The sequence below is a fragment of the Niveispirillum sp. FG148 genome, assembly GCF_057809655.1.
The window spans coordinates 37009-51254 of record NZ_JBMDKJ010000032.1; the positions used below are offsets into that span (position 1 = coordinate 37009).

Below are 14246 nucleotides of genomic sequence, written 5' to 3' on the forward strand. Positions count from 1 at the left end.
GCGATGCCGAGACCAGGGAGGAACCAATGACCTACACGCACGTCCACACCCCCATCAAATTGGGCAATATCGTTCTGAAGAACCGGATCATCCGTCCGGCCCATGGGACCATCCTGGGCAAACGACAGATGAACGACACCCTGATCGCCTATCACGAGGCACGGGCACGCGGCGGGGCCGGCTGTTCCATCATCGAAGTCGGATCGGTGCATCCGACCAGTCCCTTGGCCATCGATCTGTGGGATCCGACGCTGGAAGACGGCTATCGCAAATTGTCAGCGGTCGGCCGCAAGTATGACATGCGGATCTTCCAGCAACTCTGGCACGCCGGCCACCACGGGATGCCGCGCGACGGTTCTCCACCTTGGGGGGTTTCGCCCACGCCCAGCGTCGAAGTCGGGATCGTGCCGGTGCAGATGACCCGATCGATGATCGCCGAAATCATTGAATCCTATGCGACCGCCGCCCAGCGCATGGAAGCCTGGGGCCTGGACGGTGTGGATGTGCATTGCGCCCACGGTTATTTGCCGGCGCAGTTCCTGTCGGCCAACACCAACCTGCGCGATGACGAATATGGCGGCGGCACCATTCAGGAGCGCGCACGCTTCGTCATTGAGTTGATGGAAGCCGTCCGCAGCGCTGTGTCGAAGGATTTCGTCGTCGGCGTCCGTCTGGCCCCGGACCTCACCGTGAACGGTGTCGACGAAGCCCAGAATCTCGCCGTGGCCCTGATGCTGGAGGAGCGGGGACTGATCGATTATGTCAACGTCTCCATCGGCAATTACAACAGCTACACCAAGATGGTCGGCGGGATGCACGAGCCGATGGGCTATGAATTGCCCACCAGCGTGCCGATCACCCGCGCCGTGAAATCGCCCACCATGGTCATCGGCCGCTTCCGCACGCTGGAGGAATGCGACCAGGTCATCCGTTCCGGCGATGCCGACATGGTGGGCTTGGTCCGGGCCATGATCGCCGATCCGGATCTCGTCTCAAAAAGCCTGGCGGGCAAGGCCGATCAGGTGCGCCCTTGCATTGGCTGCAATCAAAGCTGTGTCGCGCAGGTTGCAACCGAGCACGGACATATGGAATGCGCGGTCAACCCCGGCACCGGGCACGAGCTTTATCGCGGCGATCACATGCTGCATCCCGCACCCGCACCCAAAAAGCTGCTGGTGGTCGGCGGCGGTCCGGCCGGGATGGAGGCGGCCCGCGTGGCCGCACTGCGTGGGCACAAGGTAACCCTGGCCGAAGCCAGCCCGCTGCTGGGCGGCACTTTGCGGGCGGCGGCGAAGGCGCCCACACGTCACGGCATGATCGATATTGTCAGTTGGCTGGAGATAGAAATTTTCAGGCTGGGGGTCGATGTCCGGCTGTCAACCTATATGGATATCGAAGATGTGATCGCCAGCGACGCCGAAGCGGTGATCGTGGCCACCGGTTCCATGCCGCGCATGGACGGTATCCAGCATTCGCACCCCGGCCAGCCGATCCGGAACTTTGAACGTCGCAATGTGATCTCGGCCTTCGACCTGTTCATGCAGCGCCCCGCCGATCTGGGCAAGACAGCCGTTGTCATCGACGATGTCGGTCATTATGAGGCTTTGGGTGCCTGCGAATATCTGTTGGAACAGGGCCTGACCGTCACCTATGTCACGCGCCTGCGGATGGTCGCGCAGCAGGTGCAGGCCGCGCTGATGGTGGAACCGTTCCTGATGCGGATGCGCGGCAGGCCGTTCCAGTATCTGATCCGCCACCGCGCCGTCGCGGTCGAAGAGGGTGCGGTTCTGGTCAGCCCAACCCATTTCACCGACGATTCCGACCTGCGCCGGCTGCCGGCGGATACGGTGGTCTTCGTCTCGGCCAATGCGCCCAACCGGGATCTTTATGAGGCGCTGCGAGAGCGCAACCGTCCCGTTCATGTGGTCGGTGACGCCAACTCCCCCCGGTTTCTGCCGGTCGCAATCCGCGAGGGCCATATCGCCGGCGCCTCGGTATAAGCAGGGAATGGAACATGCCGATCCTGCAGGACAAGGTGGCCGTCATTCTGGGTGCTTCCGCTGAATCGGGAACCGGTTGGGCCGTGGCGGAGCGGTTCGCGGCCGAAGGCGCCAAGGTCGTCGTCGCCGCCCGACGTGAAGCCCCCCTTGCAACATTGGCACAGCGCACGGGGGGAATTGCCATATCCTGTGATGCTGCACGGGAGGCGGCCGTTCAGGCTCTGGTTGCCCGCACTGTCGACGCTTTCGGCCGGATCGACATAGCCGTAAATGCCGCCGCCCTGCCCTTGGGCGGCACAATCGCCAACATGTCCATGGAAGACATGCGCCTGTCGATGGATGTGAATTTTTTGGAAATCTGTACTTCGTCCGGCACATGGCCGACGCGATGATGGAAGGCGGCTCCATCGTCCTGTTCTCCTCCATGGCTGCCACTCATCCTTTGCAGCATGTCTATGGCTATGCGTGCGCCAAGGCTGCAACCGATTGTCTGGTCCGATATGCCGCCACGGAGTACGGGCCACGCGGCATCAAGGTAAACTCGATTCTTCCCGGCGCCATCCGTTCCGAGATGTCGTCACCCCTGTGGCAGGTGGATGGGATGGAGCGCAGCTATGCCGCAGAGGTGCCGCTGGGCCGTATCGGCTCACCGGCAGACTTCGCGGAGGCCGCCCTGTGGCTGGCAGGACCATCCTTCGTCACCGGCCTTAATCTTCCCGTGAGCGGCGGCAATCAGCTCACCCGGTTTCCCACACTTGCGAAACGACCCGCCCTGACGGGAACCGACCCCACAAATGGCGACTGAACGGATATCAGCATGATGGAACAGACAGCAGAGCCTGACACCGACATCCTCTCGCTTGCGGAGAAGAAAGCGCTCGTGGTCGGCGGCTCCAGCGGGATCGGCAACGGCATTGCCCAGCTTTTCCGCACTCAGGGTGCTACCGTACAGGTATGGGGCACCCGGGCGCGGGCGCAGGACTATGCCGGTGAGAAGGGGTCCGACCTAACGGGCCTGGACTATCGCCAGGTTGATGTCGCCGACCCGCTTTCCATCGACAGTGCCACGGCGGAAATCGATGGGCTGGACATTCTGGTTCTGGCCCAGGGGATGGTGCAATATCGCCGCAAGGAGTTTGAGATCGAGACCTTCCGGAAGGTCATCGACATCAACCTGAACAGCGTGATGCATTGCTGCACCGGGCTCTATCCAACGCTCAAGGCGCAGCAGGGAACGATCATCATCATCAGTTCCATCGGGGCTTACAAATCCGTTATTGGCAACCCGGCCTATGCCGCGTCCAAGGCCGCGGCGGTCGCCCTGACGCGGACGCTTGGCGATGCGTGGGGGCGCGAAGGGGTGCGTGTCAACGGTATCGCGCCGGGCATGATCGCCACGAAGATGACGGCCGTGACGACCGACCATCCCGACCGCCTTCAGGCTGCGTTGACCACCATCTCGCTGGGGCGTCTGGGCCTGCCGCAGGACATCGCCAATGCCGCCCTTTTTCTGGTGTCACCGCTGGCCGCCTATATCACGGGCCAGACCCTGATCGTGGATGGCGGCCGCAGTCTTTAGGCTTGTACTTCCCCGTTGCAGACTGGAACGGAACCGCGGCCTGCAACGGGGTGATATTGGCTATCCTTTCATAGGGTGTCATCGGCCCGTGAATTTCGCGGGACGCTTTTCCCGGAACGCGGCCACCCCCTCGACGAAATCAGCACTGGCGCCGGCCAGTCGCTGGGCTTCGCGCTCATAGACAAGGGTTTCGGACAGGGTCTGCTCGCTGGCCTTACGCACCCCCTGCCGGATCAGGGCATAGGCAAGGGTCGGCCCGCGCGCCAGTTTCTCGGCAATCGTCCCGGCCCGGGTCGCCAGATCCGCGTCGGCGACGACATCTTGGACCAGCCCCCAATCCAGGGCCGTCCTCGCCGGTATGCGTTCACCCAGCATCATCATCGCCAGCGCACGGGACCGCCCGATCAGGCGCGGCAGCAGCCACATGCTGCCGGCGTCGGGGACGAGACCGACATTGATGAACGCCTGCAGGAAATAGGCGGACTCCGCCGCAATGACGATATCGGCCGAGAGCGCGATGCTGCATCCGGCACCGACCACGGGCCCATGGATGGCCGATACGATCGGCAGCGGCAGCGCAAACATCCGCTCAATCAGCGGATTGTAATATTGCTCCAGCACTTCCCCACCATCGAAATCCGGACTGCCGACAGGCGAGTTACCGGCGGACAGGTCAGCACCACTGGAAAAGCCCCGCCCCTCACCGGTGATCAACAATACCCGCGCCTCGCGGTTCTGCCGCAGCGCGTCCAGCGCCGTGATCATCTCCCGCAGAAGCGGGCGACTTAGAGCATTCAGCGCGTCCGGTCGGGCCAGTGTCAGACGGGCGATGCCGGCTTCGACAACCAGCTTGATATTCTGAAAGGCGCTCATCCGGATATCTCTCATGGTGGAATGGGGGTGCATGGTCAAAATCCCGCGCCTGTCTGCTGTCCGACGGCAGACTGGAAGACAAACAGGTACGGTTCAATTCCCACTATCCCGCCATTTAGCGATCCGGCAACGCCGATGCTTGTCTGCTGACGCCATACAAGAGCACAGACAAATTAGCCTACCTGTCAGGACAACACCCCAATTGAGCATAGGGTCTATTTTCCTCGCGCTTCATCTTGACGGCCAAAGCTGCCGAACGAAGCGAGCTCAAAAATCATAAGGAACAGGAGGAAGATATGCACTCAAAGTTGCGTGGGATTTTTTTATGCGGCGCCGCCATCGCATCCGTGGACATCGGTGCCGCGGCCGCCCAGGAACAACGCCCGTCGGCACCCGCGCCGGAATGGCAGGAAATCGTTGTGACGGCACGCCGTCGGGCAGAAGCGCTCCAGGATGTTCCGGTCGCCGTGGTGGCTTTCACCCCGGAACAGATCGAGGACCGGCAGCTTCGGTCGGAAGCCGACCTGCAGCGCTCGATTCCGGGCCTGACGATCCGGGAAACCGAAGGATCGAACCAGATCGCCTTTTCCATCCGCGGCCAGACCATCGATGCCTTCAGCGGCTCCGCCCTGGCTGTCGTGCCCTATGTCAATGAAGTCCAGGCGAACGGCAATTCCGCCTCCAACTATTACGACATGGAATCGGTGCAGGTGCTAAAGGGGCCGCAGGGCACGCTGTTTGGGCGCAATGCCACGGGCGGCGCCGTGCTGTTCCAGACCGCCAAGCCAGGCAAGGACCAGGAGGGCAGCGTCTCGGCTGCCTACGGTAATTACGACTACGTCGACCTGAAAGGGGTCCTCAATGTCCCCGTCGTCGCTGACAAGCTCCTGCTACGGGTTGCCGCCAACTACGCCAACCGCGACGGCTATCAGCACAATATCTTCAACGGCGGCAACAATCTCAACCCGCGCCTTGGCAAGCTCGACCGCAAGAGCGGACGCGCCTCGGTCACCTTCAATCCCAGCGAGAACCTCACGAACACCACAGTCGTCGAATACACCCGCTCGGGCGGCAACTCGACAAGCGTGGTGCCGTGGAGCGTAAACATGCCGGGGTCGACCGATGCCGTCACCGGCCTGCCGCTGGCCAGTTCCGCCGCTTTCCTTTTCAGTCCCGCCCTTGACGCGGTGTTTGGACCGGGAGCCTGGGCGTCCTTTGTCGCCGCCCATCCGGGCGTTAATCCGGGCGGATACCCCGCCGCCATCGCACGCCAGAAGCAATTGGGCGCCTATACGGTCGATCTCACGGACCTGCGAAGCGGCAAGACATTCTTCAGCGGGCGCAATCACTATCTAACGAATGCCACCACCTACGACGTCTCCGACGATGTCAGCATCAAGAACATCTTCGGCTGGAGCCGGTCGCGATCACACTACAATGTCTCGGAACTGGGTTCGCCCTTCCTGGCCATCTGCACCTGCAATATCGTGTCCCAGGATTTCGGCAATCTGGAAACGACCCGTTCCCTTTCCAATGAAACCCAGGTGCAGGGCAAGGCGGCTGGCGGTGATCTGGAATATATACTGGGCGCCTATTACTATGACTCAAGCTCCCTGACCCACTGGCCGCAGACCTATTTCGAGCTGGCGCCGGTGCTGCCGCCCACAGGCACCACCTCCTCGTTCCGGACACGCAGCCGGTCCAAGGCACTGTTCGCCCAGACCACTTATGACCTCTCTTCCGCCGGTCTGGAGGATGTCAGCATCACGGGTGGTTTCCGCCACACCTGGGAGCGGGTACGGCTCAACCATCTGCCCGACGGCAATGTCTATGGCAACTATCCGACCAACAGCCTGTCGGTGAAGTTCGACAAACCCAGTTGGACCATTGGCGCCGACTATAAGGTCACCGACGATGCCATGCTGTATGTCACCCATCGCGGCAGCTGGCGGAGCGGCGGCCTCAATGGCTCGGCACCATTGCGGCCGTTTGATGCTTCCGGTGCCGGCGCCCTGTTCCGGCCGGAAACCGCCAAGGACGTCGAAGTAGGCCTGAAATGGAGCGGTGCCGTGGCCGACCGGCCGGCCCGCTTCAATCTGGCCGCCTACAAGCAGTGGGTGAAGAATGTGCAGCGCACGGAATTCCCCATTGTCGATCTGGATGGACCGGGACCGGCACAGCCGACCTCGGTTGCGGTCACGGTCAATGTACCCGAAGCCCAGGTGAAGGGGTTCGAGGTCGAGGCCTCCATCCTTTTGACCGACGAGTTGGAGGTCGGCGGCAACCTCGCCTATACAGACGCTGCCTATACCCGCAACCGGTCCATCGTCTTTGGCAATCTGTTCGTCTATGATTCCTACGCTGACACGCCCAAAACCGCCGGCACAGCCTATGTGCAGCTCAAACTGCCTCTCGACGGCCGGCTGGGCGACCTGGCGATCCGTGGTGACGTCTATTCACAGAGCGGGCAGTATTTCAGCAACCACTATAACAGCCTGACACCGGACACGCGGGTGCCAGCCTATACGCTGCTAAATCTGCGCGTGTCCTGGTCCGACGTGCTGGGCACGGATATGACCTTAAGCGCCTTCGCCACCAACCTGACAAACAAGGATTATTATGTCGGCGGGTTGGCGCAGGGCGCTTCGCTGGGGGTGAATGCCGCGGCACCGGGACGGCCGCGTATGTATGGCATGGAACTGCAGTACCGGTTCTGACCGCACAGATAAGCATGGGACCCGTCGATCCGTGGATCGACGGGTCCCATACAAAACCCTATTACGGATAGCGCTTCTGTTCCAGCAGGGCGATAGTCCGGGCATGGACCTCGTCGGGCCCATCCGCGATCCGCAGGGCACGCACACGGGCAAACAGGGCGGCCGTCCCCGCATCGCTGTCCAGCCCGCCGGCACCAAAGGCCTGTATGGCGTTGTCGATGATGCGCAGGGCGGCACGCGGGCCCGCCACCTTGATCATGGCGATCTCCAGCCGGGCCACCTTGTTGCCGACCTTGTCCATCATGTCGGCGGCCTTCAACGTCAGCAGGCGCGCCATTTCGATATCGATCCGCGCGTCGGCGATGCGCTGCTCCCAGACCGAATGGTCGATCAGCCGCTTGCCGAAGGTCGACCGGCTCATCAGTCGGCGGATCATCTTTTCCAGCGCCACCTCGGCCAGACCAATGATCCGCATGCAATGGTGGATGCGGCCCGGCCCCAGGCGGCCCTGGGAGATTTCAAATCCCCTGCCCTCGCCCAGGAGCATGTTCGCGGCCGGCACACGGACATTGTCGAAACTCACCTCACAATGGCCGTGCGGCGCGTCGTCATAGCCGAAATTGGTCATGTTACGGCCGATGGTGACGCCCGGCGTCCCCATCGGCACCAGGATTTGCGAGGCCTGGCGATGGCGCGGAGCGTCGGGATTGCTGCGCCCCATGACGATCATCACCTTGCAACGCGGATCCGCCACACCCGAAATCCACCATTTGCGGCCATTGATGACATAGTCATCGCCGTCGCGCCGGACTTCCGTCTGCATATTGGTCGCGTCGGAGGAGGCGACGTCGGGCTCCGTCATCGCATAGGCCGAGCGGATGTCACCCGCCATCAGCGGCTTCAGCCAAAGCTCCTGCTGGGCCTCGGTGCCGTACCGGTGCAGGATTTCCATATTGCCCGTATCGGGGGCGGAGCAATTGAACACTTCCGACGCCCAGACGACGCGGCCCATCTCCTCCGCCAGCGGAGCATATTCCAGGTTGCTCAGCCCCGCACCGTGGTAATCGCCATGATCATGGTCGGTCGGCGTCATGAACAGGTTCCACAATCCCTCGGCGCGAGCCTTGGCCTTAAGTTCCTGCAGGATATCGGGCTGTTTCCAGCGTTCCCGGTCCAGTTGGGCATAGTAGGTCGGAACGGCAGGCACCACATGTGCCGCCATGAAGGCCCGCACCCGGTCCAGCCATTCACGCTGTTTAGTGGAAAGGTCGAAATCCATTTGCTGCTCCAGATCGTTCAGGCCCGCGCGATGATCCGGCGGGCATTGTCCAGCAAGGCGACCGCTGCCCCATGCAGCCGGTCGCCCGTTGCTTTGTCGGCGAGGCCCGCCTGGGCGCGGGCATGCGTTCCTTCGAAAAGGATGCCGAGCTTGTAGCAGGCCAGCACCTCAAACCAGGGCAGGGCCGAAAGATCGCGGCCCGAGCGTTCCGCATAGCGCCGGACCATCTCATCCCGGCTGGGGAACCCGTCCAGGCGGTCGACCCGCATGGTGTAGGGCATGCGCACGCCAGCGTCGGGCCAACTGATCAGCACCCGGCTGAGATCGACCAGCGGGTCACCCAGCGTCGCCATTTCCCAATCGACGATGGCCAGCAGGGTGCCATCGTCGGCATAGATCATGTTGCCGATGTGGAAATCACCATGGATGATGCCCGCCTTCATGGAGGACGGCTTGTTATCGTCAAGCCAATGCCCGACGGCCTCGACATTGCCCAGGGCCGCCGGCCCCTCCCATCCCGCGAACTGCGAGAATCCGGCCAGTTCAGAGGCCCAGCGGCCAGTCTGCCGGTCAAGGAAACCTTCCAGCTTGCCGAAATTCTGCAGATTGACGGCAACCGGATCGATATCGCCCAGCGCGGCCAGACCGTCCATCAGTTCCAGACCCATCCGATGTCTGACGGCGGCATCGCCGGCCGCAAGGGCGCTGAGCGCCACCGTCGGGTTGAAGCCATCCACGGGCTCCATCAGATAGAAGACCGCGCCAAGCACAGACACGTCCGTGCATCCGGCGATCAAAGCGGGATGGGGCACCTTGCTGCCCGTCAAGCCGCCCAGCAGCTCGATCTCCCGCGCCATCACCCGGTTGCTTGTGGCACGGGGATTGGCCGGTGGGTGGCGCAGAACATAGTCCCGCCCCTCCCGGCGAAAGCGCATCAGGATGTTCTGGGTCCCCCCCGTGAGCAGCCGGACCTCCTGGATCGGCCCCTGTCCGATCCTCTGGCCATCCATCCAGGCCGAAAGCGCACCGAGATTAAAAGGAAGATCGGTTGACATGTTTGTCGATCATGAAAGTTGCCCAGACATCGGTTGCACACCGAAGCGGCGACGGGTGCAATGCCTGCCTGGACCTTTGCAGGCACAGCCAAACGTCAAACCGGCAGCAGTCAAATCGTGCCTTGGCAGGCGTCAACCGCACTACGGCCAGGGATATGATCCATTGCCGTGCCAGTCGCTTCGCATCGGACGGATTGCCTTAGACTGAAGGTCAGAAACGGCAGATCCACATGACCAGGAGAAACGGGTGGGAGCCGATAAAGAGATCATCCATGTTCAGGAAAACCCCGATCATCGCCGACAAGGGCCGTGTGGGCTCCGGCCCCCCCACGCTGGCACCACCCTCACAGCCGATAGCGGACACATAGAACCGTCCGGGGGCATTCTTCCGTGCACGATCATGGGTGCCATGGTCTGGCTCAGCAGTGTTGGCTACTACAGCATGGCGTTGTGGCGGGACAACGACGCATCAGGTCGGAAATGATCCTCCGATCCACACCGCGGACACCTGCGTTCTGCGGTGGCAGGCATAAGCGATTGCCTTGCTGGCCGCATCGATAGGGCCAGACTGCTTTACAATAGCGTGGAACAATGGGAGGAAGCCTGTGTCCGACACCAATGAACGGCATGATCGCAAATGCCGTCAACGAACCATCGCCGCCTGTTTTGTTGCCCAGAATCTTGGCATGGGCTTGGCTTTCGGTTCCTTCGGCCCTCTGTTGACGGCGAACGAGGCTCATTTCGCGGTGGATCGGGCACAGGCCTCCTTCGGCATGAGCGCCCTGATATCCGCGCTTGGCATCTTTTCCGCCCTGCTAGGGGGGCTGATGGGTAAACTGCCGGTCCGCGCCATGATGATGGCGGGGGCCATCCTCAACGGTATCGGGTATGCGGGATTGAGTATTGGGGCAGACTATGGCGTCGCAATCGCGATGTTTGCCCTGATTGGCGCCGGCACCAGCCTGATCGCCGTGCTGGGGCCGGTCACGCTGGCGACCCGATGGGTGGCCGTGGGCCGTGGCAAAGTGTTGAGCATTATCAATCTGCCGCTGGTGCTTTTCGCGACGCCCTTCCTGGTGGCGCTGCTGTTGCCGGCGTTGGGCCGGGAAGCGATCTATCAAGGCTTCGCCATCGCCTCCTTCGCGCTGTTGCTGCCGCTGCTGCTGGTCAGCGAAAGACCGACGGAGAGTGACAGCCAGGCGACCGCCGGCAGAATGGCCGCACCGACGATCCGCTTCTTCCGTCGCGGCGATTTCTGGCTGCTGGCCTTGGGCATCGGCATTCTGGCCGGTATCGGCACCGCTTATACCGTGCACGCCGTTCCCTATGCCGTCAGCCGCGATCTGTCACATGCGCAGGCCGCCGGCTTGCTGTCCCTCTACGCAGGTGCCGGCATCTTCGGAACGCTGCTGTTCGGATGGCTGTCGGACAAGCTGGGCGCGTCCATGGCCCTGGTCCTGGCTGCTTTCACCCAGATCATCATGTGGCTGCTGCTGGTGCTGGCACCGACGGCCATCTTCCCCATCATTGCCGCCATCCTGGGCATCGTGACCGTTCCATTGGTGACCCTGCATGGGGCCGTTCTTGCCGCCCTGTTCGGCCCCGCCGGCGTCAGCAAGGCCATGGGCTACAGCTACGCGATCAAACTGCCCTTCATCTTCGGTGTCACACCGCTGATCGGCTGGCTGTTCATGCTGGATGGCAATTATCAGCCGGCCTTCCTGGGGTGTGCCGCCGCCTTGCTGGTGGCGACACTGCTTTTCCTGGTCGTCGTCAGATGGGCCAAGGCACGCCCCGTCAGCACAGCATCTCTCAACGTATGAACCGGGTTCCATACACGGGAGAAGGACAATATTCATGGATGCCATTAGCGGAAAAGTATTCGAAGCGATCCTGCAATTCCTTGAACGCCTGACCAGGGCGGACAATCTCACCAGCGATCAGTTGACAGAAGCGCACATGGCCGCGACGGCACTTTCCTACCAACTGGCGCGGGTGGGCTACGATCCGGCCCTACTGGCCAATGCACGGACCGCAGAGGAGAAACTGCTTTCCCGCCTTACTATCCACGGGCAAAGGGCGCCCCGGACCCGCAAATGGGACGCCGTCTGGCAGAAGGATGTCGGCGCCCGATTGACGGAGGCCCTGGAACGTGGGTCCACCCTGGACGGCGGTGCATTGAATGATGCGGTACGCCGGTTCCTGGTTGATTATCACAGCGTGATGGACCCGGTGGTCAGTGCCGGCACAGGCAGCACCTATGCCGGCGGACGCGGCGACACACGACCTGAAGCAGAGGATGAGGCGTCGGTCGAGATCACCGCCCCGCTGCTGGAAGCCTGGATGCACCGCCGCGCCATCGAACCGTCAACGACACGGGTCGTCGGCGTCAAGCGGCTGATGGGTGGCTATTCCAAGGCCACCTATATTGTCAGGCTGGTTGATGCAGCGACCGCGCGGGAGCGTGCCATCGTCATCCGCAAGGATGGGCTTGGCCTGCCGACGGGCTCCAGCGTCACCGGTGAATTTCCCGTCCTGAAAGCGATGGCCGACCTCGACCTCCCCGTGCCCGAGCCGCTGTGGCTGGAGAAGGACCCGGCGCCGTTCGCGTCCGCCTTCATGGCCGTTTCATTCAGGTCCGGAACGCCTGCCAACCATATCCTGCCGACGGACGTGAACGCCTGCCGGTTATGGGCGGAAAGTTGTGCCGGGGTCCTGGGCCGGTTGCATCGCGGGACAGCGGAACCGGATACAGACATTCGCAATGTCCTCGGGACCGAACTGGACGATCTGCATCGGCGGGTCATGGAGCGGGAACGCCTGCCCCATCCGGGTCTGGCCCTTGGCCTGCACTGGTTGCGCCGACATAAGGATGATCTGGTCCAGCGCCCCGCCTGCCGCGTGCACGGCGATTTCGGCTTTCACAATTTCCTGATGCGCGATAACCGGATCGACACGGTCCTTGACTGGGAGTTCAGCCATATCGGCGATCCGGTGGAGGATCTGACAACCATCCGTCCTTTCATGCAGCGGATCGGACATTGGGATCACTTCTATTCAACCTACCGTGAGCTGTGCGGCTACACCCTCGATCCGGTCTCTGAACGATATTTCGACGTCTGGCGAGAGGTGCGCAATATGATCGCCTGCATCGGATCGTTGAACTCGCTGATGCTGCCGACGGTCTCGGATATCCCGCTCTGCGTGGCCGGCACCATCTACATTCCGAAATATGAGATCGCCATCCTCGACGCCATTAGGGAGGCTGAGACCCACCATGTCTGAAGCAATCGAATGGACCAAAAACAGCCGGAATTTCGGCACACCCGGCCCTGGCGACGATTTCTACCACGGGCGCTCATTGCCCGAAAAACATCATGAAATGACGGAAACCTGGTATTGGGGCTTCAACGAGCCCCAGTCCGGCATGCATGGCTTCATCCACATCTGGACCCATCCGAACCTTCATCTCTGCACGGGCGGATTGTTCGTTCATATGGGCAGCAAGCGGGATCAGCTTGCCTGCGAGTTGTTTGATTTCCGGAATTTCGCGCCCGACACCATTTTCGACGAGGCTGGCAATATCACCCTGGCAAACGGGCTGACTGTCGACTTCGAGAAGCCGATGGAACGGATGCGCATCCGTTACAGCAATGTCGACCGTGGGTTTGACCTGGACATGGTGCAGCAGGCCGTACAGCCGGCCATCATGCGGGGCAATAACCAGCATTTCGAACAGACCATGCGTTCCATGGGTAAGGTCACCTATGCGGGAGCGGATTATGCCTTCGACAATCTGACGATCCGCGACCGTTCCTGGGGCGAACGCCGTCCGGAGAACGGCCATCGGATGCCGCCCTATACGTGGATGAATGCGGCCTTTTCTGAGGATTTCGCCTTCTGCATATCGGGGTTGGATGATCCAGAACGCGGTCCGGACTGGGCCGGATTGTATGACGTCTCCCCCGACCGGCTGCTGAGTGACGGTTGGGTCTACGACAATGGCAAGCAGTTGCGCCTGACCAAATACTCCAAGATCACCGAACGCGCCCAAGAAGATGGCCTGCGGCCAATCCGACACATCATCGATTGCGTGTTGGAAGATGGACGGGAGTTCCGTTTCGAAGGTGAGGTGACCTGCTCCGTACCCTGGCATTGCTGGCAGAACGCGCTCTGCCATACCGGCCTGACCCGCTGGACAAGCCCGCAATTGGGACTTTCCTGTTGGGGCGAGACTCAGGAAGTACAGTGGAACGACTACGTGACACGCATCTGCCGGCCGCTTTGAATGGGCCGGTATCAGTTTGAAGGAACCTGACCATGTCCAATAATGTCGAGAACGGCCGGGGACACAATGCCCCTTGTTCCAACCGCGATTTTGACTTCTTCTATCGGGGCTTGGTAGACCAGCGCCTGCTTGTTCAGAAATGTTCCGGTTGCGGAACATTGCGTAGTCTGCCCAGCCCCTGCTGCCCCCATTGCCGTTCATTCGATTGGCAGGAATATCCCCTGTCCGGCAAAGGCGTGATCCACAGCTATGTCATCCACCACCACCCCCCGCTGCCGGGCTTCACCTCCCCGCATCCAGTCGTGCTGGCGGATATGGTGGAAGGGGTGCGGATATTGGCCGCGATGGACGGAACGCCACCAGAGAGCGTGGCGATTGGCACGGCCGTGACGACTGAATTTGTGCGCCGCGGCGACGTGGCAGGCCTGCGCTTCCGCCTCGTGTGATCAGCGCCC

At 61.8% G+C, this 14246-nt stretch carries 10 protein-coding genes and 1 pseudogene; 8 read left to right on the top strand and 3 right to left on the bottom strand.

The window, feature by feature from the left end; translation table 11 throughout:
- The first annotated feature begins 26 nt into the window (after window positions 1-26).
- The 3 genes and pseudogenes from ACODTW_RS23815 to ACODTW_RS23825 all read left to right on the top strand — a co-directional run bounded on the left by ACODTW_RS23815 (window position 27) and on the right by ACODTW_RS23825 (window position 3579).
- Window positions 27-2000 carry an oxidoreductase gene (locus ACODTW_RS23815; RefSeq protein WP_488948624.1) on the top strand — a complete coding sequence of 658 codons (1974 nt, stop codon included), beginning with the start codon at window positions 27-29 and terminating at the stop codon, window positions 1998-2000.
- A 14-nt stretch (window positions 2001-2014) separates the two neighbouring features.
- Window positions 2015-2805: pseudogene (locus ACODTW_RS23820) on the top strand (SDR family NAD(P)-dependent oxidoreductase).
- Between the two features lie 12 nt (window positions 2806-2817).
- Window positions 2818-3579: an SDR family oxidoreductase gene (locus ACODTW_RS23825; RefSeq protein ID WP_488948625.1), complete on the top strand. Its 762-nt coding sequence runs from the start codon at window positions 2818-2820 to the stop codon at window positions 3577-3579.
- 78 nt (window positions 3580-3657) lie between these two features.
- On the opposite strand, the gene ACODTW_RS23830 is transcribed toward ACODTW_RS23825, so the two are convergent.
- Window positions 3658-4452 (bottom strand): enoyl-CoA hydratase-related protein, encoded by a 795-nt coding sequence (locus ACODTW_RS23830; RefSeq protein ID WP_488948626.1) that lies wholly within the window; start codon window positions 4450-4452, stop codon window positions 3658-3660.
- Window positions 4453-4799: 347 nt separating this feature from the next.
- On the opposite strand from ACODTW_RS23830, the gene ACODTW_RS23835 reads away from it, so the two are divergent.
- Window positions 4800-7169: a TonB-dependent receptor gene (locus ACODTW_RS23835; RefSeq protein WP_488948627.1), complete on the top strand. Its 2370-nt coding sequence runs from the start codon at window positions 4800-4802 to the stop codon at window positions 7167-7169.
- A 61-nt stretch (window positions 7170-7230) separates the two neighbouring features.
- On the opposite strand, the gene ACODTW_RS23840 is transcribed toward ACODTW_RS23835, so the two are convergent.
- Complete coding sequence (locus ACODTW_RS23840; protein ID WP_488948628.1) at window positions 7231-8448, bottom strand: acyl-CoA dehydrogenase family protein; 1218 nt, start codon at window positions 8446-8448, stop codon at window positions 7231-7233.
- A gap of 17 nt (window positions 8449-8465) precedes the next feature.
- On the bottom strand, window positions 8466-9503 hold the full coding sequence (locus ACODTW_RS23845; RefSeq protein ID WP_488948629.1) for a phosphotransferase family protein: 1038 nt from the start codon (window positions 9501-9503) through the stop codon (window positions 8466-8468).
- A 686-nt stretch (window positions 9504-10189) separates the two neighbouring features.
- Here ACODTW_RS23845 and ACODTW_RS23850 point away from each other — a divergent pair.
- From ACODTW_RS23850 to ACODTW_RS23865, 4 genes are read left to right on the top strand one after another with little or no spacing between them, the layout of a single operon-like run.
- Window positions 10190-11326, top strand: a complete 1137-nt coding sequence (locus ACODTW_RS23850) for an MFS transporter (protein ID WP_488948651.1) — start codon at window positions 10190-10192, stop codon at window positions 11324-11326.
- A gap of 34 nt (window positions 11327-11360) precedes the next feature.
- Window positions 11361-12788 carry a phosphotransferase family protein gene (locus ACODTW_RS23855; protein ID WP_488948630.1) on the top strand — a complete coding sequence of 476 codons (1428 nt, stop codon included), beginning with the start codon at window positions 11361-11363 and terminating at the stop codon, window positions 12786-12788.
- Window positions 12781-13791, top strand: a complete 1011-nt coding sequence (locus tag ACODTW_RS23860; RefSeq protein ID WP_488948631.1) for a DUF7064 domain-containing protein — start codon at window positions 12781-12783, stop codon at window positions 13789-13791. The genes ACODTW_RS23855 and ACODTW_RS23860 overlap by 8 nt, the downstream gene beginning before the upstream one ends.
- 32 nt (window positions 13792-13823) lie before the next feature.
- A complete protein-coding gene (locus ACODTW_RS23865; RefSeq protein WP_488948632.1) occupies window positions 13824-14237 on the top strand; it encodes a Zn-ribbon domain-containing OB-fold protein in 414 nt (137 codons plus the stop codon).
- The last annotated feature ends 9 nt before the right edge of the window (window positions 14238-14246 follow it).

What these genes read in the sequence shown, in the direction of transcription:
- ACODTW_RS23855 (WP_488948630.1), top strand. Translation starts at nt 11,361, where the DNA reads ATGGATGCCATTAGCGGAAAAGTATTCGAAGCGATCCTGCAATTCCTT.
- ACODTW_RS23860 (WP_488948631.1), top strand. Translation starts at nt 12,781, where the DNA reads ATGTCTGAAGCAATCGAATGGACCAAAAACAGCCGGAATTTCGGCACA.
- ACODTW_RS23825 (WP_488948625.1), top strand. Translation starts at nt 2,818, where the DNA reads ATGATGGAACAGACAGCAGAGCCTGACACCGACATCCTCTCGCTTGCG.
- ACODTW_RS23840 (WP_488948628.1), bottom strand. Translation starts at nt 8,448, where the DNA reads ATGGATTTCGACCTTTCCACTAAACAGCGTGAATGGCTGGACCGGGTG.
- ACODTW_RS23865 (WP_488948632.1), top strand. Translation starts at nt 13,824, where the DNA reads ATGTCCAATAATGTCGAGAACGGCCGGGGACACAATGCCCCTTGTTCC.
- ACODTW_RS23830 (WP_488948626.1), bottom strand. Translation starts at nt 4,452, where the DNA reads ATGAGCGCCTTTCAGAATATCAAGCTGGTTGTCGAAGCCGGCATCGCC.
- ACODTW_RS23850 (WP_488948651.1), top strand. Translation starts at nt 10,190, where the DNA reads ATGGGCTTGGCTTTCGGTTCCTTCGGCCCTCTGTTGACGGCGAACGAG.
- ACODTW_RS23815 (WP_488948624.1), top strand. Translation starts at nt 27, where the DNA reads ATGACCTACACGCACGTCCACACCCCCATCAAATTGGGCAATATCGTT.
- ACODTW_RS23845 (WP_488948629.1), bottom strand. Translation starts at nt 9,503, where the DNA reads ATGTCAACCGATCTTCCTTTTAATCTCGGTGCGCTTTCGGCCTGGATG.